The organism is Dactylosporangium darangshiense, from assembly GCF_039537565.1.
GTDB classification, from domain to species: Bacteria; Actinomycetota; Actinomycetes; order Mycobacteriales; family Micromonosporaceae; genus Dactylosporangium; species Dactylosporangium darangshiense.
On record NZ_BAABAT010000053.1, the window covers coordinates 49267 to 69802 of the forward strand.

At 71.4% G+C, this 20536-nt stretch carries 19 protein-coding genes; 12 read left to right on the forward strand and 7 right to left on the reverse strand.

Features of this window, described 5'->3' with window-relative positions; genetic code table 11:
- Nucleotides 1-51: 51 nt before the first annotated feature.
- Genes ABD901_RS49955 through ABD901_RS49975 form a run of 5 tightly spaced genes read left to right on the forward strand, consistent with a single transcriptional unit; the run spans nucleotide 52 to nucleotide 5071 of the window.
- On the forward strand, nucleotides 52-1392 hold the full coding sequence (locus tag ABD901_RS49955) for an ABC transporter substrate-binding protein (protein WP_345140329.1): 1341 nt from the start codon (nucleotides 52-54) through the stop codon (nucleotides 1390-1392).
- The gene (locus ABD901_RS49960) at nucleotides 1389-2273 is read left to right on the forward strand and encodes a carbohydrate ABC transporter permease (RefSeq protein WP_345140332.1); all 885 of its coding nucleotides are present in this window, start codon (nucleotides 1389-1391) and stop codon (nucleotides 2271-2273) included. Before ABD901_RS49955 ends, ABD901_RS49960 begins: the two co-directional genes overlap by 4 nt.
- A complete protein-coding gene (locus ABD901_RS49965; protein WP_345140335.1) occupies nucleotides 2263-3120 on the forward strand; it encodes a carbohydrate ABC transporter permease in 858 nt (285 codons plus the stop codon). The genes ABD901_RS49960 and ABD901_RS49965 overlap by 11 nt, the downstream gene beginning before the upstream one ends.
- Nucleotides 3117-4226: a Gfo/Idh/MocA family protein gene (locus ABD901_RS49970; protein ID WP_345140338.1), complete on the forward strand. Its 1110-nt coding sequence runs from the start codon at nucleotides 3117-3119 to the stop codon at nucleotides 4224-4226. The genes ABD901_RS49965 and ABD901_RS49970 overlap by 4 nt, the downstream gene beginning before the upstream one ends.
- Nucleotides 4227-4231: 5 nt before the next feature.
- Nucleotides 4232-5071, forward strand: a complete 840-nt coding sequence (locus ABD901_RS49975; RefSeq protein ID WP_345140341.1) for a sugar phosphate isomerase/epimerase family protein — start codon at nucleotides 4232-4234, stop codon at nucleotides 5069-5071.
- Here the strand turns inward: ABD901_RS49975 and ABD901_RS49980 are convergent.
- The 5 genes from ABD901_RS49980 to ABD901_RS50000 all read right to left on the reverse strand — a co-directional run bounded on the left by ABD901_RS49980 (nucleotide 5068) and on the right by ABD901_RS50000 (nucleotide 10442).
- On the reverse strand, nucleotides 5068-7170 hold the full coding sequence (locus tag ABD901_RS49980; protein ID WP_345140344.1) for an alpha-galactosidase: 2103 nt from the start codon (nucleotides 7168-7170) through the stop codon (nucleotides 5068-5070). The two genes, ABD901_RS49975 and ABD901_RS49980, sit on opposite strands and share 4 nt — an antisense overlap.
- Before the next feature lie 34 nt (nucleotides 7171-7204).
- The gene (locus ABD901_RS49985) at nucleotides 7205-8092 is read right to left on the reverse strand and encodes an ROK family protein (RefSeq protein WP_345140347.1); all 888 of its coding nucleotides are present in this window, start codon (nucleotides 8090-8092) and stop codon (nucleotides 7205-7207) included.
- Nucleotides 8093-8141: 49 nt separating this feature from the next.
- Nucleotides 8142-9365, reverse strand: a complete 1224-nt coding sequence (locus tag ABD901_RS49990) for a L,D-transpeptidase (protein WP_345140350.1) — start codon at nucleotides 9363-9365, stop codon at nucleotides 8142-8144.
- A 147-nt stretch (nucleotides 9366-9512) separates the two neighbouring features.
- Nucleotides 9513-9890: a DUF427 domain-containing protein gene (locus ABD901_RS49995; RefSeq protein ID WP_345140353.1), complete on the reverse strand. Its 378-nt coding sequence runs from the start codon at nucleotides 9888-9890 to the stop codon at nucleotides 9513-9515.
- A 9-nt stretch (nucleotides 9891-9899) separates the two neighbouring features.
- Nucleotides 9900-10442: a TetR/AcrR family transcriptional regulator gene (locus ABD901_RS50000; protein ID WP_345140356.1), complete on the reverse strand. Its 543-nt coding sequence runs from the start codon at nucleotides 10440-10442 to the stop codon at nucleotides 9900-9902.
- 112 nt (nucleotides 10443-10554) lie between these two features.
- Here ABD901_RS50000 and ABD901_RS50005 point away from each other — a divergent pair, with 112 nt between their 5' ends.
- The 4 genes from ABD901_RS50005 (at nucleotide 10555) to tnpB (ending at nucleotide 14703) form a co-directional block, all read left to right on the forward strand.
- A complete protein-coding gene (locus ABD901_RS50005; RefSeq protein ID WP_345140360.1) occupies nucleotides 10555-11784 on the forward strand; it encodes an MFS transporter in 1230 nt (409 codons plus the stop codon).
- Nucleotides 11785-11788: 4 nt separating this feature from the next.
- On the forward strand, nucleotides 11789-12412 hold the full coding sequence (locus ABD901_RS50010; RefSeq protein ID WP_345140363.1) for a VOC family protein: 624 nt from the start codon (nucleotides 11789-11791) through the stop codon (nucleotides 12410-12412).
- A 339-nt stretch (nucleotides 12413-12751) separates the two neighbouring features.
- The gene (locus tag ABD901_RS50015) at nucleotides 12752-13327 is read left to right on the forward strand and encodes an IS607 family transposase (RefSeq protein ID WP_345140410.1); all 576 of its coding nucleotides are present in this window, start codon (nucleotides 12752-12754) and stop codon (nucleotides 13325-13327) included.
- Nucleotides 13324-14703: an IS607 family element RNA-guided endonuclease TnpB gene (gene tnpB / locus ABD901_RS50020; RefSeq protein ID WP_345140387.1), complete on the forward strand. Its 1380-nt coding sequence runs from the start codon at nucleotides 13324-13326 to the stop codon at nucleotides 14701-14703. The genes ABD901_RS50015 and tnpB overlap by 4 nt, the downstream gene beginning before the upstream one ends.
- Nucleotides 14704-14722: 19 nt before the next feature.
- Here the strand turns inward: tnpB and ABD901_RS50025 are convergent, their stop codons facing one another.
- Nucleotides 14723-16711, reverse strand: coding sequence for an AfsR/SARP family transcriptional regulator (locus ABD901_RS50025; protein WP_345140390.1), 1989 nt, complete (start codon nucleotides 16709-16711; stop codon nucleotides 14723-14725).
- A gap of 60 nt (nucleotides 16712-16771) precedes the next feature.
- On the opposite strand from ABD901_RS50025, the gene ABD901_RS50030 reads away from it, so the two are divergent.
- Complete coding sequence (locus tag ABD901_RS50030) at nucleotides 16772-17650, forward strand: alpha/beta fold hydrolase (protein ID WP_345140394.1); 879 nt, start codon at nucleotides 16772-16774, stop codon at nucleotides 17648-17650.
- A gap of 51 nt (nucleotides 17651-17701) precedes the next feature.
- Here ABD901_RS50030 and ABD901_RS50035 read toward each other — a convergent pair whose 3' ends face one another.
- Nucleotides 17702-18601, reverse strand: coding sequence for a septum formation family protein (locus tag ABD901_RS50035; RefSeq protein ID WP_345140397.1), 900 nt, complete (start codon nucleotides 18599-18601; stop codon nucleotides 17702-17704).
- Nucleotides 18602-19141: 540 nt separating this feature from the next.
- Here ABD901_RS50035 and ABD901_RS50040 point away from each other — a divergent pair.
- On the forward strand, nucleotides 19142-19849 hold the full coding sequence (locus tag ABD901_RS50040) for a hypothetical protein (protein ID WP_345140401.1): 708 nt from the start codon (nucleotides 19142-19144) through the stop codon (nucleotides 19847-19849).
- Nucleotides 19850-19882: 33 nt separating this feature from the next.
- A complete protein-coding gene (locus ABD901_RS50045; protein WP_345140404.1) occupies nucleotides 19883-20413 on the forward strand; it encodes a hypothetical protein in 531 nt (176 codons plus the stop codon).
- Nucleotides 20414-20536: the final 123 nt, after the last annotated feature.

Genomic DNA, 20536 nt, shown 5'->3' on the forward strand with positions numbered 1-20536 from the left:
ACACCCCCTACCGCCCGGCGGCGCACCGCTCACTGAGGAGTGGACACCCCTATGAACCGATTGAAGATCTTCGCTGTCGGCGCGGCCGCGGCGCTGGTGCTCGCCGGCTGCGGCGACGACGCCAAGAGCGACGGCAACAGCGACGGTGCGCTCAACGGCGCCGGCAAGACGCTCAACGTGCTGATGGGCGCCAACACGATCTACCCGCAGCAGCAGAAGCAGTGGTTCACCGACATCAGCAACGCGTTCAAGGCGCAGACGGGCGCCGAGGTGAAGTTCGAGACGTTCGCGTCGGCCAACGACGAGCTGACGAAGATCCAGACGTCGGTGGTGTCGGGGCAGGGCCCGGACATCTACGCGCTGGGCACGACGTTCACGCCGACCGCGTACTCGACGGGCGCGTTCCTGGAGCTACAGGACGCCGACTGGCAGAAGGTCGGCGGCAAGGACCAGTTCCTGCCGGCGACGTTCGGCATCTCCGGTCCGGACGCGCAGCACCAGGTCGGCATCCCGTTCGCCAGCCGCCCGTTCGTCATGGCGTACAACACCGAGCTGCTCAAGGCCGCCGGCATCGACAAGCCGGCGGACAGCTGGGACGGGCTGCGCGAGCAGGCCAAGAAGCTCACGACCGGCGGCAACTACGGCATGGCGGTCGCCTACGCCGACGGGTTCGACCCGTGGAAGTTCATCTGGGCGATGAGCGTGCAGGCCGGCAACCCGCTCGTCGCGGGTAAGAAGGCGTCGCTGGACGACCCGGTGACGCTGAAGGCCTACCAGACCTACCTGGGCTGGCTGGCCAGCGACAAGGTCGTCGACCCGGCGGCCGTGGGCTGGAAGAACGCGCAGGCGATCGCAGAGTTCGGCGCCGGCAAGGCGGCATTCCTGCCGATGGTGTCGGCATCCTCGAAGGTGACGCTGGACAAGTCGCAGGTCGCGGGCAAGTACGCGTACGCGGTGATGCCGGTGATCCCGCCGGGGCAGTCCAGCAAGCCGTCGAACGGGGTCCCGGCGACGAGCATCCTGTCCGGCGACAACCTCGTCGTGGCGAAGTACAGCAAGAACAAGGACCTGGCGCTGGCGTTCATCAAGCTGATCACGAGCGCGGAGCAGCAGAAGTCGTACTACAAGACGTTCGGCGACCTGCCGACGAACGCGACCGCGGCCAAGGAGCTGCAGTCCGACCCGGCCCTGGCCGCGATCGTCGACTCGGCGGGCCGCTCGGCCGGCACGCCGTTCAACGGGGGTTGGAGCAAGGTGCAGCTGGCCCTGCTCAACGTCGTCGTGCAGTCCGTGCCGGACCTCAAGGCCGGCAAGGTCGACGAAGGCAAGCTCAAGTCCCTGGTGGCCGCGGCGCAGAAGGACGCCCAGGCCGCCGTCGACGAGGCGAAGTGACGACTGCGGCCCGCCGGACCGTCAGCCGGCGTCAGCGTCCACTGTGGATGCTGGCGCCGGGTGGCGTCCTGCTGATCGTCGTCATCGTGGTGCCCCTGGCCGTCGCGCTGCTGGTCTCGACGCTGGATCTCAACCAGTACACGCTGCGGCAGTGGACCGACGCGCCGAACGTCGGGCTCGACAACTACGTCGAGGCGTGGCGGGAGACGGCGCTGCCGCACGCGATCTGGGTCAGCGTCGGCTACTCGGTGATCGTGACCGTCGCCGCGGTGCCGCTGGGCCTGGCCGCCGCCCTGGCCACCCAGCAGCGTTTCCGCGGCCGGGCGCTGGTGCGTTCGGTGTTCCTCGTGCCGTACGTGCTGCCGGCGTTCGTCGTCGGCACCGTGTGGCGCACGTTCCTGCAGCCGGACGGGCCGGCCAACGGGCTGCTCGGCGAGCAGTACCTGTGGCTCAACGGGCCCAACAGCTACTGGGCGCTGATCGTGGTGCAGCTGTGGACGTCGTGGCCGCTGCTGTACCTGCTGGCGCTGTCCGGGCTGCAGGGCGTCCCCGACGACGTGCACGAGGCCGCGGCCCTCGACGGTGCGGGCTGGTGGCCGAAGCTGCGCTCGATCATCCTGCCGCACCTGCGCGGCGTGCTCGGCCTGGGCATGGTCATCGAGTTCCTGCACACGCTCAACAGCTTCACGCTGCCGTACGTGCTGTTCGGGGTGCCGGCGCCGCACGACGTCGAGGTGCTGCCGGTGCTCACGTACGTGGAGAGCTTCCAGAACTTCAAGTTCGGGCTGAGCGCGGCGATGGCGGTGCTGTCGCTGGTGCTGGTCTCGATCCCGCTGTCGGTGTACCTGCGAGCGGTGAGGCTGAACCGCAATGAAGACTGACGTGCAGCGGCTGCTGCCCCGCTCGTTGCAGGCCGTGGTCATCGCCGTGCTGTTGGTGTTCGCGCTCACACCGGTGCTGTACATGCTGTTCGCGAGCGTCAACGACGACCTCGGCGTCGCCGGCGGCGAGTTCTTCCCCAGCGGCTTCAACCCCGGCAACTACGTGCGGATCTGGGACACCGTCGAGCTCGGCGACGGCCTGCTCAACAGCGTCGTCGTCGCCGGCAGCGTCGCGGTGGTGTCGGCGCTGGTGTCGGTGGCGACCGCCTATGTGCTGGTCCGGTTCGCGTTCTTCGGCCGCGGCCTGATCCTGCGGGGGCTGCTGGCGCTGCAGAGCATCCCCGGCACGCTGATGCTGCTGCCGGTGTTCGTGCTGTTCGCCAACCTGTCGCGGGTGCTGGGCATCGACGTCATCGGCACCCGGTGGGCGCTGTTCGTCACCTACCTGACGTTCGCGCTGCCGTTCTCGTCGTGGGTGATGGTCACCTACCTGCGGGGGCTGCCGCACGAGCTGGACGAGGCGGCCCGCATCGACGGCGCCTCGTCGTGGCGGATCCTGCGCTCGATCGTGATCCCGCTGAGCTGGCCCGGCCTGGTGGTGTCCGGCATCTTCGCGTTCCTGCTCGGCTGGAACGACGTGCTGTTCGCCTCGGTCATCACCAACGCCGACACCCGCACCGCCGCGGTGGCGCTGCAGGTGTTCGGGGCCACGCAGGAGGGCGGTGCCATCCCGCTCTACGGGCAGCTGATGGCCTCGGCGCTGATCTGCGCGCTGCCGGTGGTGGTGTTGTACCTGGTGTTCCAGCGGTTCCTGGTGGGTGGCCTGACGGCCGGAGGAGTGAAATGAACCTGCTCAACGTGGCGATCGTCGGCAGCGGCATCATCGGCGGCAACCATGCCGAGGCGATCGGGCGGCATCCGCGGCTGCGTGTCGCCGCGCTCGTCGACGCCCGCATCGAGGCCGCCGAGGCCCTCGCCGCGAAGCTCGACCCCCGCCCGTCCGTCCACCTGACCCTCGGCGAGGCGCTCGCCTCCGGGCGCATCGACCTCGTCGCGATCTGCACGCCGAGCGGCCTGCACGTCGAGGCGGCCGAGCAGACGCTGCGGGCGGGCGCGCACCTGCTCGTCGAGAAGCCCCTCGACACGAGCCTGCCGAAGGCGCGGGAGTTCGCGAAGACGGCGCTGGAGGCCGAGGCGCGGGGCCTGGTCTGCGCGATGGTGAGCCAGCACCGCTTCGACCCGGCGATGGCCGCGGTGCTCGGCGCGGTGCGGGCCGGGCGGCTGGGGCGGGTCACGTCGGCGGTGGTGTCGATGCCGTGGTGGCGCGACCAGGCGTACTACGACTCGGCGGACTGGCGCGGCACGTGGGAGTTCGACGGCGGCGGCGCCGTGGCCAACCAGGGCATCCACCTCGTCGACCAGATGCTGGCGCTGCTCGGCCGGCCCGAGGAGGTGTACGCGCGCACCGCCCTGGTGTGCCACGACAACATCGAGGTCGAGGACCTGGCCGTCGCCACGATCCGCTTCGCCGGCGGCGCCCTCGCCGTCCTGCACGCCACGACCGGCGCCCGGCCGGGGCTGCCGGTGCGCCTGGCCCTCTACGGCACCGAGGGCTCGGCGGTGCTGCACGACGACCAGCTCGAGTACTTCTCCTCCGCCGACAGCCCGGACCTGCCCGCCGCCCGCCAGGCCCTGGATCTGGTACCGCACGAGGAGCTGTTCGGCGCCCCGAAGGCCCCCGACGGTTTCGTGGTCGGGCACCTGCGGCAGTACCAGGACATCGTCGAGGCCGTCGACACCGGCCGGCACCCCGGCGTGCGCGTCGAGGACGGCCTGCTCGCCCTGGCGCTCGTGCGCGCCGTCTACGTCTCCGCGTCGCTGCACCGCCCGGTCGACTTCGGTCAGGTCCTCGACGGCGCGTACGACAATGTCACCGTCAAAACCCAGGAGTAAGTAACGTGAGGTTCTCCGTCTTCACCGCCTCGACGCCCGACTGGACCCCGCAGGAGGCCGCCGACACGCTCGCCGCGCAGGGCTGGGACGGCGTCGAGTGGCGCATCATCGACCAGGACCCGGCCGACCCACCCGGCTTCTGGGCCGGCAACCGGGCCACCTGGCCGCTGACCGGCCTCGAGGACAGCCTCGCCGACATCGACCGGGTCACCCGCGGCGCCGGCCTCGACTACTCCGGCATCGGCGGCTACGCCCGCACCTTCGAACGCGACGACGTCGCCCGGCTGCTCGCCGCCACCGCCGCCCTCGGCGCCGGGCGGGTCCGGGTCAACACGCCGCTGCTGAAGACCGGCGACTACCGGGACCTGTTCGCCGAGGCCCGCAAGGACCTCGAGTGGGCGACCGCGGAGGCGGCCCGCCTTGGCGTCGCCGTCCTCATCGAGCTGCACCACGAGACGATCGCGTCGTCGGCGTCGGCGGCGCTGCGCCTCATCGACGGCCTCGACCCGGCCACCATCGGCGTCATCCACGACCTCGGCAACCTCGTCATCGAGGGTCACGAGGACCACCGCGCCGCGTGGCAGCTGCTCGGCCCCTACCTGCAGCACGTCCACGTCAAGAACGTCGCCTGGCACCGCACCGCGACCGCCGAGGACGGCACGGTGACGTGGCGGCACGACTGGGCGACGCTGCGCGAGGGCCAGGCCGACGTCGGCGGCTACCTGCGGGCGCTGCGCGAGTACGGCTACGACGGCTGGGTCACCCTCGAGGACTTCTCCACCGCCCTGCCCCTGGCGGAGCGTTGCGCCGACAACCTCGCCTACGTGAAGGCCGCGCTGGCCTAGACGCGGCGCAGGTGGGTGACGGCGCTGTCGTGGTTGCGGGACAGGCCGGCATCCAGGCCGTGGGTGGCGAGGAACGCCTGCGGGTAACGGCGGCCGGTGTCGGCGTCCTGCCACGTGCCGGGCGGCAGGAACGGCAGCCGGGCCGGCGGGGCCGGCTCGCCGTAGCGGTGCCCGTCGAGGAACTGGAACACGGCGGCCTCGTCGCCGCCGGCGGACAGGTAGGCCAGCGCCGGCGCGCTCGACTCCCGCGGCGAGCGCAGCCGGTGCAGGCCGCCGTGCTGCACGATCGGGCGGATGCGCTTGTACTGGGCGATGAGCGCGGCCGCGCTGGCCTGCTCGTCGACGCCCCAGTGGGGCAGGTCGCCGCCGATGCCCAGGACGCCGGCCATGGCGACGTGGAAGCGGAACGTCAGGGGCAGCCGGTTGCCGGTGAGGAAGTTCGGGGCGTCGGTCACCCAGGCGGTCATGGCGCGGGCGGGGTACAGCTGGCCGAACCCCTCCTGGATGTGCAGCCGGTCGCTGCCGTCGGTGTTGTCACTGGGCCACACCTGGTCGGTGCGGGCCAGGATGGCGAGGTCGACGCGGCCGCCGCCGGACGCGCACGACTCGAACCGCACCCGCGGGTGGTCGCGGCGCAGCCGGTCGAGGATGCCGTACAGGTTGCGGGCGTGCGCGGTCGACCACAGCAGGTCGCCGCGCAGGCCGGGGTCGGTGACGGGCCGGTTCATGTCCCACTTCACGAACGCGATGTCGTGCTCGGACAGCAGCGCGTCGAGCCAGCCGTGCAGCCACGCCGCCACCTCGGCCTTGCCGACGTCGAGGACGAGCTGGTTGCGCAGCTCGTGGCGGGGGTAGCCGGGTGAGGCGTACACCCAGTCGGGGTGTGCGCGGTACAGGTCGCTGTCGGGGTTGACCATCTCGGGTTCGACCCAGATGCCGAAGCGCATGCCGAGCTCGCCGACGCGTTTGACGAGCGGGCCGAGGCCGTTGGGGAACCGGTCGGGGTTGGGCCGCCAGTCGCCGAGGCCGGCGGTGTCGCTGATCCGGGCCCCGAACCAGCCGTCGTCCATGACGAACAGCTCGCAGCCCAGGGCGGCGGCGCGTTCGGCGAGGGCCATCTGGCCGGCCTCGTCGACCCGGAACTGTGTCGCCTCCCACGAGTTGTAGAGCACGGGCCGCAGCTCGTCGCCGTGCGGCAGCACCCGGGCGCGGACGTAGTCGTGCCAGGCGCGGCTGGCGGCGCCGAAGCCTTCGCCGCTGAACAGCCCGCACGATGTGGGTGTGGCATAGGTGGTACCGCGGGACAGGGCCGCGACCGGCTCCTCGTGCCCGGCGCCGGCGTTGACGACGACCCGCCCGACCGGCAGCCGCTGCACGTCGATGCGCCACGTCCCGGACCAGGCCAGCGCCGCGGTCCACACCTCGCCGGCGGTCTCGGTGGCGGTGCCGTCATCGACGGCGACCCACGGGTTGTGCATCGGGCTGGTGGTGGTGCGGCGGCTGCCGATGCGGACGGCGCCGGCGGGCAGCGGGGCCCGTTCGAGGCGGCTGTCGGCGCCCCACCGGCCGTGCAGGGAGCTGAGCCGGTACCCGTCGAGGGGCGGCAGGCACCAGGCGGCGCTGTCGGCGCGCAGCACCTCGACGGCGACGTCGGTGTCCAGCTCCGCCCAGCGCTCGACGACGTCGTGCCCGGCGGTGACCCGGTAGTGCAGGGTGAGGCGCAGCGGGCGGGTCTGCTCGGTGTACCGCAGCCGCAGATGCCCCTCATCGGCCTCGGCGGCGTCGAGGACCCAGCGCACGGTCCGGGAGCCGTCGGGGAAGCGCAGCGCCAGGGCCGGTTCGACGAAGCGCAGGCCGGTGTCCGACGGGTACTCCTCGCGCCCGTCGACCGGGCTCTCCCAGCTGCCGCGGGGGAGGTCGGCGGGGACCCGGGCGAGCTCGACCGCGGCCTCGTCGTCGACGGGTGCGCCCCAGTGCGCGGTGAGCGGCACGTCCTGCCCGGCGAGGGACAGCACGTATGCGCTGCGGGGCGTGCGCAGCACCCAGACGCCGGGAGCCGGCTGACAGACGAGGGGTGAGACCATCCCCCGTTGTAGCACCCGATGTTCTTCGATGCCTAGGGTGCGGCGGCGCTCAGGCGGCGTCGTGCTGTACCGCACCCGCATAGGCGGCGCCGAGCAGCGCCGAACGTTCCGTGTCCCGGACCGGCCGGGCCGGCACGGACAGCGCCAGGGCCGGCTCGATGAGGTCCCAGGCGCCGGTCATCGAACCGCCGACCACGACGACCTCGGCGCCGAAGCGGTCCAGCCACGACGTGAGCAGCCGGCCCAGGATGCCGAACGCGGCGTCGACGACCTCGCGGGCGTCCTTGTCGCCGTCGCGGGCGAGGGTGGCCAGGCCGCGCATGCCGTCGACGGTCGTGCCGGTGCGGGCCAGGTAGCCGCGGATGAGGGCGCGGTCCGACACCAGGTCCTCGATGTTGACCCCGTCGACGTCGCAGAAGTGGATCTCGCCGTCCTGCGGCACGTCCGGCCCTGTCGACACGACGACGCCGTCGGCGAGCCACGACGAGCCGATGCCGGTGCCGAGGGTGATGGCCACGCTGCGGTCGGTGCCGGTGGCGGCGCCGTCGACCCACTCGCCGAGCAGGAACGCGTCGGCGTCGTTCACGAACGTGAACGCGGTCGGCTCGGCCGGGATCGCGGCGGACAGGGCCGCGCGCAGGTCGACGCCGCGCAGCTGGTCGAACTTGCCGACGCCCTCGTGCAGCGACACCCCGGCGGCGTAGTCGAACGGGCCGGGCATCGCCACCGCCCACCGGTCGCCGGGTGCGGGCAGCAGCCGCTTCGCCGCGTCGGCGAGCACCCCGACGATCGTGTGCGCGTCCTGCGCCGGGTCCAGCGGGTGCCGCTGCCGGTCGAGGATGCGGTGACCGGCGACCTCGACGGAACCGGCGGTCACGTGACTGCCACCGATCTCGAGCACGCGCACGGGCGTGGAAATGGAAACGGTGGCCTGCACGTGGGTAACGGTATCGCACGCCACCGGCCGCGCTTTTATCGTGGCGGGCTCACCACTGGGACCAGGCCACGTTCCAGTCGCCGAGGCCGTCGGTGAGCGGCAGCTGCTTCGGGGTGTTGCGGACCTCGACGACGTCGCCGGTGTCGAAGGTGTCGTAGAACCACTGGGCGTTGGCCGGCGCGACGTTGATGCAGCCGTGGGAGGTGTTGGCCTTGCCCTGCTGCGGGATGTTCCAGTCGGCCAGGTGGACGTACTCGCCGGACAGCGAGATCCGGCACGCCAGCTTGATCTTCTCCTCGTAGTAGTTCGGGTTGTTCTTGTCCGTGATGCCGTAGCTGGCGGAGCTCATCGTGACGAGCGGCTCCTTCGTCATCAGCACGTGCACGCCGGAGCGGGTGAAGAAGTCGATCTCCTCACCCTTGGAGCCCGTCGTCGAGCCGCCCTTGCCCATGCTGACGGGGATCTTCTTCACCATCTGCCCGTCGATCCAGCACTCCATCTGGTGCGTGGTGGAGTCGGCGATGGCGATGCGGGACGGGCCGATGGAGAAGTTGGCGCTGGCGTTGCCGCCGTAGACGCCGTTGCCGAGGTCGACGCCGAGGAGGTTGACGGCGACCTGGACGGTGGTGCCCTTCGCCCAGTACTTCTCCGGGCGCCAATGCGCGCTCTGGTTGCTCACCCAGTGCCACTTGCCCTCGACCTGCGGGCTGGTGGTGACCTGCATGGCCTGCTCGGCGGCGTCCTGGTTCTTGACGGCCTTGTTGAAGAAGACGATGACGGGCTGGCCGATGCCGTAGGTGCCGCCGTTCTTCAGCGCGAGCATCGGGTTGGCCTGGAACGTGATCGAGGCCGTCGACGTCGGCTTGAGCGTGGTGAACGTGCTCGTCTGGCTGACGTCCTTGCCGCCGGCGTCCGTGCCGGCCACGGTGACGGTGTACGTCTGGCCGTACGACAGGTTGCCGGTCGAGGTCCACGTCTGCTTGGCGTCGTCGAGCTTGCCGTCGAGGTTCTTGCCGCCGGCCGCGACGGTCACCGTGCTGAGGGTGCCGTTCTCGATCGCGACGGTGACGGGGCTGCCGGGTTTGACGTCCTTGGAGTCGGCGGCCGGGGTGATGGTGAGCTTGGCCTCGGCGGCACCGCCGCCGCCGGCGCCCGGCGATGCGCCGTTGCCGCTCCAGGTGGTCTTGCCGTTGCTGCCGTTGTCACACGCGGCCAGTGCGGCCGCCGCCGCGACTCCGGCGCCGGCGGCCAGCATTTTGCGACGACTCAACATGTTTGCGCCCTCCCCGTTCGCGAACGGTACTCACCCCTGGCCGCTGAGCAAAACCCTCGGCCGGTATTGCGCTATATGTCCGAAGGGGTGACCCGCTTGACATCATCCAGACGTTCGGGAGGGCTCACTGCGTTTACGTGGTGTCGGCTATCCGCCCGAGACGACCGTCACCTCGAGCTTGTTGGTGTAGAAGGCGACCCGCTTCGCGATCGGCGCGACGGCCGCATACGGCTCCTCGTAGCTCCACACCGCGTTGTCCAGCGTCTCCTCGGGCGTCACGACCGAGTAGTAGGACGCGTCGCCCTTGTACGGGCAGTAGGTGCTGTGCTCGGTGCGCTGCAGCAGGCTCTGGTCGACGTCGGCGAGCGGCACGTAGTACACCACCGGGTAGGTGGACTCCTGCAGCGCCAGGGCGTCGGTGGTGTCGGCGAGCACGCGCTCGCCGGCCCGGACCACGACCCGAGCGTCCGCGGGCGCGACGGTGATCGGGTGGTCGGGGCCAGGGATCAGCTGTGGACGACTCATGCGCCCAACCTATTGCGGCAGGAGGCGATCGACCAGGCGGCCCGGCAGGTCCTCGCCGAGGGTCCACGGCAGGAAGATGGCCCGGTAGATGATCGGGGCGACGAGCCCGTCGATCACGTCGTCGGCGCTCAGCGGCGCCTGCGGCCCGTAGCGCTCGACGATCTGCAGCGCCTCGGCCCGCCGGTTGCGCAGGCAGTCGGTCTCCTGCTCGCCGGCCATCGCCGAGCCGCCGCGCAGGATCGCGGCGTTGAGCGGCTTGCGGTAGTGCTCGACGATCTCGCCCGCCCAGGCGGCCAGGTCGGCGCGCAGCTCCCCGGTCTTCGGCAGCTCCCGCTGCGGGTCCAGGCGGTAGGTGGCGATGTCGTTGAGCAGCGCCGGCGCGTCGCCCCAGCGGCGGTAGATGCTCGTCGGGTTGACCCCGGCCCGCTCGGCGACCATCGGGATCGTCACCTTCTCCGCGCCGCGCTCGCGCACGAGCTCCTCGACGGCGTAACGGATCGCCGACAGCACGGCGGCACTGCGCCCGCCGGTACGGCGCACTGGAGCGGACACGGCACGGCCCTCCATTGTGACGGTGGTCTCTAAAGCAAAATTCATTGCTTTAACGCCGCGGTTCGGCGTACCTTCAGCCTAACGCAAGGATCATTGCTTTAGGAGTCGCGCCATGTCTGCTGCAACACTCGAGCGCCCGATCGCGGCCCGACCCCGGCGCCGGACCCTGCCGCCGGCCGTGGCCTTCACCGGCGCCGCGCTCGCCTTCGCGTCCCTGTACCTGGCCGCCGGCGCACCCACCCCGCTGCTGGTCCTGTTCGAGCACCAGTGGGGCTTCGCGCCGTGGGTGCTCACCGTCGCCTTCGCCGCCTACGCCTTCGGCCTGCTCGCCTCCCTGCTCGTCGTCGGCTCGCTGTCCGACCACATCGGGCGCAGACCGGTGCTCATCGGCGCCCTCGCCGTGGAGCTGCTGTCGATGGTCATGTTCATCTTCGCCCCCGGCATCGGCTGGGTGATCGCGGCCCGGATCGTGCAGGGCCTGGCGACCGGCGCGGCGAGCAGCGCCTTCACCGCCGCGCTCGTCGAGCTGGCGCCGCCGCACCACAAGCGCCTCGGCGGCATCCTCGGCGCCGCCGCACCCGCCGGCGGCCTCGGCCTCGGCGCCCTGCTGACCGGCGCCGCCGTGCAGTTCACCCACCACGCCAACCTCGTCGTCTTCGCCAGCCTCACCGTCGTCATGGCCCTCGGTACCGTCACTGCCCTGCTGTCCGCCGAGACCGTCAGTCGGCAGCCCGGCGCCCTCGCCTCACTGCGCCCCCGGGTGTCCGTCCCGGCACCCGCCCGCCGCGACTTCTTCGCCGCCGCACCCGCACACCTGGCGTCGTGGATGCTCGCCGGCCTCTACATGGGCCTGTCCCCGAGCATCCTGCGCGACGTGTTCCACCACAGCAGCGGACTGCTCAACGGCGCCACCGCCTTCCTGGCCCCCGCGACGGCGGCGGCGACCGCCTACGCGCTGAGCCGCTTCCCGGCCCGCCGGGTCGTGCGCCTCGGCACCGTCGGCGTCCTGCTCGGCGCCGCCATCACACTGCTCGGCATCGCCACCGCGACCCTGCCGCTGCTGTGGCTCGGCGGCCTCGTCGGCGGCGCCGGCTTCGGCTCCACCTTCTCCGGCTCCCTGCGCGCCGTCGGCCCCCTCGCCGAGGCACACCAGCGGGCCGGGCTGTTCGCCGCGGTGTTCCTCGTCGCGTACCTCTCCTTCGGCGGCGCGGCGGTCATCGCCGGCGCCCTCGTCGCCCCGCTCGGCCTGTTCACGACGGTGATGTGGTACGGCGCCGCGATCATCGCCGCCGCGGTGGTGGCCCTGGTCGCCCAGCTGCGCCTGTCACGCGTGTATATGTGATCGGGTGACCTTCACCCGCGCCGCAGCCCAGGCCGCCGTCGCCGGCCTGGGCTGGCGGTACATCCTCGGCACCTTCCGCACCACCGTCGCCGTGTCCTCCCTCGCCCACGCCGCGTCGGCCGCCGCAACGTGCGCCGCCGTCGACGACCCGGGCCCGCTGTCCATCGACCTGCGCCCCGACCGCGTCCTGCTGACGCTCGACCCCGCCACCGCGGCCACGGCCGCCCTCGCCGCCCGCCTCACCGCCGCGCTGTCCGAGTCCGGCCTGGCCACGACGCCGGCGCAGACCCAGCGGCTCGAGATCGCGATCGACGCCCTCGACATCCCCGCGGTGCGCCCGTTCTGGAAGGCCGCCCTCGCCTACGCCGACGCCTCCGACCTTGCGTTGATCGACCCGGTGGGCGACGCGCCCGCCGTGTGGTTTCAGCAGATGGACGCCCCGCGCCCGCAGCGCAACCGCATCCACCTCGACATCTCGGTGCCGCACGACGAGGCCGAGCCGCGCGTGCAGGCCGCTCTGGCCGCGGGTGGCAGGCTGGTCTCCGCGGCGCACGCCCCCGCCTTCTGGGTCCTGGCCGACGTCGAAGGCAACGAGGCCTGCATCACGACGTGGCAGGGGCGCGACTGACTCCGATCGGCCGGCCGATCGGGTTCACCCGGCTCGACGGTTCGTCGCCCGATTTGCGTGTGCGCGTCACTGCCGGCCATCGCGGCGCCGGCGGACGGCTACCGGATGGTGGTCGCCGTCGACGCCTGCGGCACCTTCAGCCACGCCAAGCGGGAAGCGGGTCTCGCCAGCCTGACCACCCTCGGGATCGAGGTGTCGGACGCCGATCCCAAGGCGAACGACGTGTACGCCGCCCTGGACATGCCGTTCTCGACGCTGATGGGACAGGTGGCGGCGGGGCAACTAACTGGTGGCACTTCTGGCATCTTTAGCGCTCTCAGGCGGGCTAAGATGGTCAGTGTGAACCTGAAGGAATGGGCGGCGTCGCAGGGAATCGCGTACATCACCGCGCGGCGGCAGTACGCGGCCGGGGCGCTGCCCGTTCCCACCTACCGGCTCGGCCGGCTTATCATGATCGGCGAACCACTCAGCGCGCCAACCGCGTCCGGGCAGGTCGTGGTGTACGCGCGGGTCTCCTCGCCAGACCAGGGTGCTGATCTGGACCGGCAGGTCGCCCGGGTTACTACGTGGGCCACTGGCCAGCACTTCGCGGTGTCGCGGGTGGTGACCGAGGTCGGATCCGCGCTCAACGGGCACCGCAAGAAGTTCCTTGCCCTGCTGCGTGACCCGGCGGTGTCGACGATCGTGGTCGAGCACCGGGACCGGTTCGCTCGGTTCGGAGCCGAGTACGTCGAGGCGGCCCTGGCCGCCCAGGGACGACAGCTGCTCGTGGTCGACCCGGCCGAGGTCGACGACGACCTGGTAGGCGATGTCACCGAGATCCTGACCTCGCTGTGCGCCCGTTTGTACGGACGTCGCGCCGCCGGAAACCGTGCCCGGCGCGCGGTCGAAGCCGCCATCGGGGACCCGGCGTGAAGACGATCCAGGCGTACCGATTCGCCTTGGATCTGACTCCGGGCCAGGAGCGTGACGTGCTTGCGCATGCCGGGGCTGCCCGGGTCGCGCACAACTGGGCCCTGGCCCGGGTGAAGGCGGTCATGGACCAGCGGGCCGCCGAACGCACCTACGGCCTGCCGGACGAGCAGCTCACCGATTCGATCTCCTGGACGCTGGCGTCGCTGCGCAAGGCATGGAATGCCGCGAAAGGCGACGTCGCGCCGTGGTGGCGTGCATGCTCGAAGGAAGCGTTCAACACCGGCCTCGACGCGCTGGCCCGCGCGCTGAAGAACTGGTCGGACTCCCGCACCGGCAAGCGCAAGGGCCGACCGGTCGGGTTTCCCAGGTTCAAGTCCCGCCGACGCGCCACCCCATCCGTTCGGTTCACCACCGGCACCATCCGCGTCGAACCGGACCGGATGCATGTGGTGCTGCCCCGGCTGGGCAGGCTGAAGCTGCACGAGTCCGCCCGCAAGCTCGCCCGCCGCCTCGACAACGGCACCGCACGCGTCATGTCCGCCACCGTGCGCCGTGACGGCGGACGCTGGCACGTCGCGTTCTGCGTCGAGATCGAGCGGGCCGACCGGACCCCGGCACAGCCCGGTACCGTGGTCGGCGTGGACGTCGGCATCACACACCTCGCCGTTCTGTCGACCGGCGAACTGGTCGACAACCCGAGCCACCTCACCGGCGCCCAACAGCGGATGCGGCAGCTCGGCCGCGCCCTGGCCCGCAAGACCGGCCCGGACCGGCGAACCGGCCAGCGCCCGTCGAACCGGTGGCAGCGATCCGCAAACCGGCTCGGCCGCGCCCACGCCCGTGTGGCGAACCTGCGCCGCGACGGCCTGCACAAGCTCACCACCTGGCTGGCCCGCCAGCACGGCACGGTTGTGGTCGAAGACCTCAACGTCACCGGCATGCTCGCCAACCGGCGCCTCGCGAGGCGCATCGCCGACGCCGGGTTCGCGGAGATCCGCCGCCAGTTGGCGTATAAGACCGGATGGAACGGCGGCCGGCTGCTCGTGGCCGATCGCTGGTATCCGTCCTCCAAAACCTGCTCGGGTTGTGCCGCGGTGAAAACCAAGCTCGCCCTGTCCGAGCGTGAATACCACTGTGCGGCGTGCGGCCTGGTCATGGACCGTGACCGCAACGCCGCCCGCAACCTGGCCGCCCTCGCGGCCGAGTACGACACCGCCGGGAGTGGCCCGGTGGCAGGACGTGGAGCCGACCAGAAGACCCGCCTCGCCGGGCAGGTGGCTGTGAAACGTCAACCCGGCACGGCATCCGCCGGTCAGACCGGGACCGTCCCACCGCAAGGCGGGACTACCAACCGTGTGCTCACTAGAGCGCACTGATTGGTAACGGTTCGCCGGCTCATAGGGTGCGGCGGCTGAGGGCCGCGTCGAGGTGGTCGAGATGGCGTGCGACGGGGCCGACCGTGAGCATGCCGCTGCCGGCCCCGGCCAGCTCCTCGGCGGCCGGCGTGAGCTCGGTCCGGGCGCGTTGCATCGCCGTCCGGTCGTCCAGGGCGATCGCAGCCTGGGCGGTGAGGCACCACAGGGCCTCGAACAGCAGGTCGCGCGGCGGATCCGGCGCCTGACGCAGCGCCGCGGCGGCATCGGCCGGGCGGTCCCGGGCCAGCAGGAGGAGCGGGCGCACCCAGGGCGTGTACGGGCCCCAGTCGGTGTCGTCGTCGAAGCGGATCAGGTCGCCGTGCCACACGCGCAGGCACAGCAGCGCCAGCGGCAGCATGCCCCGCTCGACGCCGGGCATGCCGGCGTCGGCGAGCTTCGCCGCGGCGTCGCGGTAGGCGGCTTCCGCGGCCTGTGGCGCCGGCCCGGTCGCGGCCAGGCGCAGTGCGCGGTACCACTGGGTGAACACGCCGACCAGCGGGCGGTCGTGCCGCTCGGCGAGCCGGTCCGCCGCGGCGGCGTGCCGGTCGCCGGCGGCGAAGTCCGCGAACGCGCTGCGGGCCTGTAGCCGGACGAGATGACCGAGGATCTCGAACGTCACCAGGCCGTGCCGGGCGGAGAGCGCGACCAGCTCGGCGCCGATCCCGTCGCGCTCGGCAGCCAGTCCCGCGCGGTGAAAGGTCTGCATGAACACGCCATTCAGGGCGAAGGCCAGCAGGGCCGGGTCGCCCAGGCGGCGAGCGATCCGCTCCGCCTCCCGGGCCGCCTCGGGCCCGCGCGCCGCGCACGTACCGCGTGACTCCACCGCGATGGTGGCCAGCAGCCGGGCCCGGGTGGCCTCGGACGTGCCGGGGCGAACGGCGGCCAGGGCCCGCTCGGCCGCGGCGACGATCTGCGCCGCCTGCGCCGGATCGTCCGAGCGCGTCCAGATCGCCGGTACGTCGTAGCCGCCGATCACCCGGGCGGTGAGCTCGGCATCGCCGAGCTGCTCGGCGGCGACGACGGCCGCGACGCGCTGCTCCCGCGCCGCCTCGAGCCCGCTCGCTCCCGTCACGGCGATACTTCGCAGCAGGCCGACCGTCGACTCCAGCCGAGCCCCGGAACCGGACGCCACGGTGCGGTCGTATGCCGCCGCCGCGTCCGCCCAGACCCGCTGCGGTCCCAGCGAACCGGAACCGTCGCCGACCCGATCGGCCTGGCGGAGGATGTCGGTCTCCAGGCGACGCAGTCGCGGGCTCGGATCGATGCCGAGCTGTTCCAGGAGCAGGCCGCGGGCCCGGCGCAGCACAGCCAGCGCATCGCCCTGGCGTCCCGCGCGGTACAGCGCAAGCGCCAGCAGCCGCCACGCCTCCTCCCGCCACGGATGCTCGGCCACATGGGCGTCGAGATCCGGCACCACGTCGGCGGCACGCCCCACGGCCAGCCGCACCTCGGCCCGCTGCTCGATCGCGTTCAGCCGCAGCTCTTCGAGGCGGGAACGCTCGGCGCGCGCCCACGGCTCGTCGTCGAAGCCGGCGAACGCGGGCCCCCGCCACCAGCTCAGGGCACGATCGAGCCGCTCGAGCGTCTCGTGCGGGGGCGCCGTCGACGCGGCGGCGACCGCGTCCTCGAACCGCCAGGCGTCGACCGCGTCCGGCGCCGGCCGAAGCGCGTAACCCGGGCCCTCGGTGACCAGCAACCGAGCCGGCTCGCGCGGTGGACGCTGCGGCTCCAGCGCGCGCCGCAACACCGCCACGAACGTGCGCACGGCGCCCACCGCGCCCGGCGGGGGCTCCTGCCACAGGTCGTCGACGAGGCGGCTGACCGGCACGAGCCGGCCGCGCGCGACGACGAGCCGCGCCAGCACCGCGCGGTGCTTCGGCCCTTTCAGGTCGATCGGCGTGCCGGCGCCGTCCCAGGCGACGACCGGCCCGAGAACACCGAAGCTGACCTGCACTGATCCAACGCTCATCGTTTACTCATCCGCCGCGGGCACGCTGAAGATCGTCCACCCGACGAGAAAAGGACGATCATGACTTTTGCCATTCCGGGGTTCGACTACCAGCGTGTCGCGGTCGACGATGACGTGACACTGAACGTGGCGGTGGGAGGTTCGGGCAGCCCGATCGTGCTGTTGCACGGCTTTCCGCAGACCCACGTCATGTGGCGGCACGTCGCCGCCGACCTGGCCGCCGACCACACCGTGATCTGCCCCGACCTGCGCGGCTACGGCGCCAGCGACAAGCCCGACGCCCGCGACGGCGACACGTACTCCAAGCGGACCATGGCCGCCGACATCGTCACCCTCGCCGGCAGGCTCGGTCACGACCGCTTCGCTCTGGCCGGCCACGACCGCGGTGCCCTCGTCGCCATCCGCGCCGGCCTCGACCATCCCGCTACCATCACCCACCTCGCCACCCTCGACGTCCTGCCGACCCTGGACATGTGGGACATCCTGCACGGGTCCACCGCCGCCGTTGCCTTCCACCTGTACCTGATGGCCCAGCCGCCCAGCCTGCCCGAGCAGATGATCAGCGCCAGCGCGGACGCCTTCTTCGGGTTCTTTCTCGACGCCTGGGCCCGCAGCCCGCAGGCCATTCCCGCCGACCTGCGGGCGGAGTACCTGAAAGCCTCCCGGGAGGCGGTACCCTCCATCGTCGCCGACTACCGCGCCTCGGCCGGCATCGACATCGAACACGACCGGGCCGACCGAGCGGCCGGGAGCCGGCTGACCATGCCGGTCACCGTCGTGCAGCAGGACTGGGGAGCCGCACTCGGCTACGACGCCGCCGCGCTGTGGCGCACCTGGGCCGCCGATCTGGAGCACCGCACCACCTCGGCTGGGCACTTCATGGCCGAGGAAGCACCCGACGAGATCATCAAGGTGCTCCGCTCCCTGCTCGCGCGGTAGCCGGACAGGCTCAGCCCCGGGTGGGGCCGGTGATGGCCCCACCCGTCCGGCTCAGACCGGCAGCGGGCCGATGCGCAGACCTTTGACCGATTTGGTCAGCACCTCCTTGCCGGACGCCTCCACCACGACGCAGCCGACACGGCCGCCGTCGCGCGGGGTCTTCAGCCAGTGCGACTGCAGGTCGTGCCGGGCCGTGAGCTCGTCCGCGCTCAGCCCGAGAAAGCCCGCGGCCGCCGCTCGGCAGCCGGCGTCGTGATCGCCGCCGTCCACAGTGGACCCGACGTACTCCGCTGCGTGCGGTTCGGCGCACGCGACGTAGGTCAGCACGCCGTCGAGGAAGTGGCCGCAGGTGGCCGCCATCGGTCGGTCACCGCTCATCGTGCCCTTCAGGCTGCCGGTGTACGGCGCGTCGGTCCCCTCGGAGTCACTGACCGCGACCAGCGCGCAGGCCTGCGACGTGTAGTCCTCCCGCACGTAGTCGAGCAGCTGCAACTCGACCCGGGAGTCAGCCAGCGGCCCGCCGAGGAACTCCTCGGCCGACTTGTGGCAGCCGGCCTCCGCCCCGTCCGGGTAGAAGAAGTCGACAATTTCCGCCCGATGCGAGTCGGCGCACCGGCCGGGCTTGAACTCGCCCGCCTTGGCCGCATCCACCACACAACCCTTGTCGCCAGAGGCGTGATGATTCGGAGCGAAGTGGCGGTACAGCGCGAACCCGCAACAACCCACCACCAGCGCCACGACCACACCGATCACGATCTTCGCGTTCACGTGCGGCAAGATACACGCCCACCAGCAGCTTGCATGCGTCAGCGCCGCGACGGTCCAGGCACATGATCGGATCGGGCCACAGCGGTCGGGCGCGGGCGGGGTGCGTTCGGCCAGGGTTGACGGTGAAAGGAGGGCCTCGTGATCTCGGCACTCAACCGGCTCGTCGACCTTGTCGAGGAGCACCTCACCGAGGAGCTCGACGTCAACGGATTGGCCAGGGCGCTCGGCACGACCGAGTACCCGCGGATGGCTGACCCGGAATCGGCCCGTGGACAATCTCGTTGACGAGTTTTCCGTCCGGGCCGACAAAGGCGGTGGATGAGACCCTGCGCCTCAAGCTTGCGGCACACCTGGTTGACGGCCTGCCGTACAACGCCGACACGCGCCGCAATCTCATCGTCGTCCATCGGGTGGTCGCTGGTCGCGACGATCCGCAGAATTCGCTCACGGTAGGTCTGCATGACAACCACCGTGGCAGATCCTCAGCCGCACCGTCATCCGACGACAAGCCGCCCGCCCCATGCACCTCGTCGTGCCCGGTTCGCAGCACACGATTGCCAACAGCAGCGGGCATCAGTCTAGGAGCGGAGCGAGCACCTCCGTCTGGGGGTGGGCGCTGCCGACATCACGCAGATCTCGGCCCTTTGTGGCATCGACCGGTGCATGCCTCGCCCATTGCGCACGTTGGGCTCGCAAGATCCTCAGTGTTGTACTGTCAGGCCCGTGACGTCCTACCACCAGCGATTCCTTGCCGGCGATCACGCGCAGGTGTGGTCGGAGATCGGTGCCTTCACGGCCGTTCCCGACGGCGTTGCCGAGGACGTGATCGCGGTGTCCGACGAGACGATGCGTCGCGTTGCCGTTCACGTGCGTCGGCTCGCCGAGGCGCTGGCCGAGCTGGGTCTGGTACCAGCAGGGCGCCTGTACCGGCCGCCGACCGACGAAGAGCTTGCCGACCTGCCCCGGCTCGACGAGGAGATCGGCGGGTTGCCGGCGGCGCTGTCGGCGTGCCTACGCAACGTCGGCCAGGTGATGTTCACCGGTGACTGCCCGGTGCTCGGGATCACCTATGAGGAGATGGAGCCGGAGGACGCTCCGCTGCCCGACCCGCTGGTCATCCCTGGGGCGAGCTGGCTGCGGCAGGAATGGGACGACCACCGTGATTCCTATGGTGACCCCGGCCCGTTCGACTTCATCTTCTCGCCGGACGACATGACCAAGGCGAACATCAGCGGGCTTTCCTACACCATCCGTCTGCCGAGTCGGGCTGCGGACCCGGCGCTGACTGGCCTGACTTGGCGGACCGGCCCGATCACGCTGGTCGAGTACCTGCGGACGTCGATCGCTTGGGGCGGCCTGCCCGGCTGGTCGACCGCGCCGGACGACGCTCCCGAGGAACTCCAGCGTCTCCATGTCACCCCGGACTTCTGAAAGCTGACCGACACGCGACGCTACGCTCGTGTCGTGTCGCTGTACTGGGATCCGGTGACCGCGCTGCCGCCGGAGCAACGGATCAACTTCACCGGGTCGTGGGATGACCTGCTGTGGCTGAACGTTCCCGGACCCTTCTGGACCGGAGAGACGGACACCTGCTGGACCGGCAGGCTGCAGGCGCCACACAACGTCCTCTACGGCGGCGAGTACTTCACGGAGTTCGTCTTCCGGCAGCCGCGCACACCGACAGAGGTATCCGCCGTGGCGGACGCCGCCTGGGCCGACCCGTTCGGCGGCTACGGGTGCGATGGTGATGACCGGTGGACGCCGAGCGCCGTACGTGCCTGGTGGCGGGAGCGTCACCGGATCGACCACTACATCGCCGAACTCCTCCCGCACTGGGCAAGCAGCACCGACAGATACGAGCGGGACGCAGCTGCCGGCCTGCGCGACTTCGCCGCGCATGTTGCCGACCCGCTCGGTGTGCAGCTACGCGTGTACCTGTTCTGGTTGGAAGAGCGCCGCTCTCCGACCCCGACCGACACCCTTCCCGACCTCTGAGAGTGTGTTTGAGAAGTGGTCTATTTGTCGTCGGGCCAGCGCCAGCGTTGCTGACGGGTGGCTGGCCGGCCTCGGGCGATGCGGCTGGTCATGGTGTTGATCGCGGCCCAGCGGATCATGGCT

Bases quoted from the DNA above. Each gene is read 5' to 3' on its own strand.
- ABD901_RS49955 (WP_345140329.1), top strand. From the start codon at position 52: ATGAACCGATTGAAGATCTTCGCTGTCGGCGCGGCCGCGGCGCTGGTG.
- ABD901_RS49965 (WP_345140335.1), top strand. From the start codon at position 2,263: ATGAAGACTGACGTGCAGCGGCTGCTGCCCCGCTCGTTGCAGGCCGTG.
- ABD901_RS49970 (WP_345140338.1), top strand. From the start codon at position 3,117: ATGAACCTGCTCAACGTGGCGATCGTCGGCAGCGGCATCATCGGCGGC.
- ABD901_RS49990 (WP_345140350.1), bottom strand. From the start codon at position 9,365: ATGTTGAGTCGTCGCAAAATGCTGGCCGCCGGCGCCGGAGTCGCGGCG.
- ABD901_RS49995 (WP_345140353.1), bottom strand. From the start codon at position 9,890: ATGAGTCGTCCACAGCTGATCCCTGGCCCCGACCACCCGATCACCGTC.
- ABD901_RS50005 (WP_345140360.1), top strand. From the start codon at position 10,555: ATGTCTGCTGCAACACTCGAGCGCCCGATCGCGGCCCGACCCCGGCGC.
- ABD901_RS50025 (WP_345140390.1), bottom strand. From the start codon at position 16,711: ATGAGCGTTGGATCAGTGCAGGTCAGCTTCGGTGTTCTCGGGCCGGTC.
- ABD901_RS50030 (WP_345140394.1), top strand. From the start codon at position 16,772: ATGACTTTTGCCATTCCGGGGTTCGACTACCAGCGTGTCGCGGTCGAC.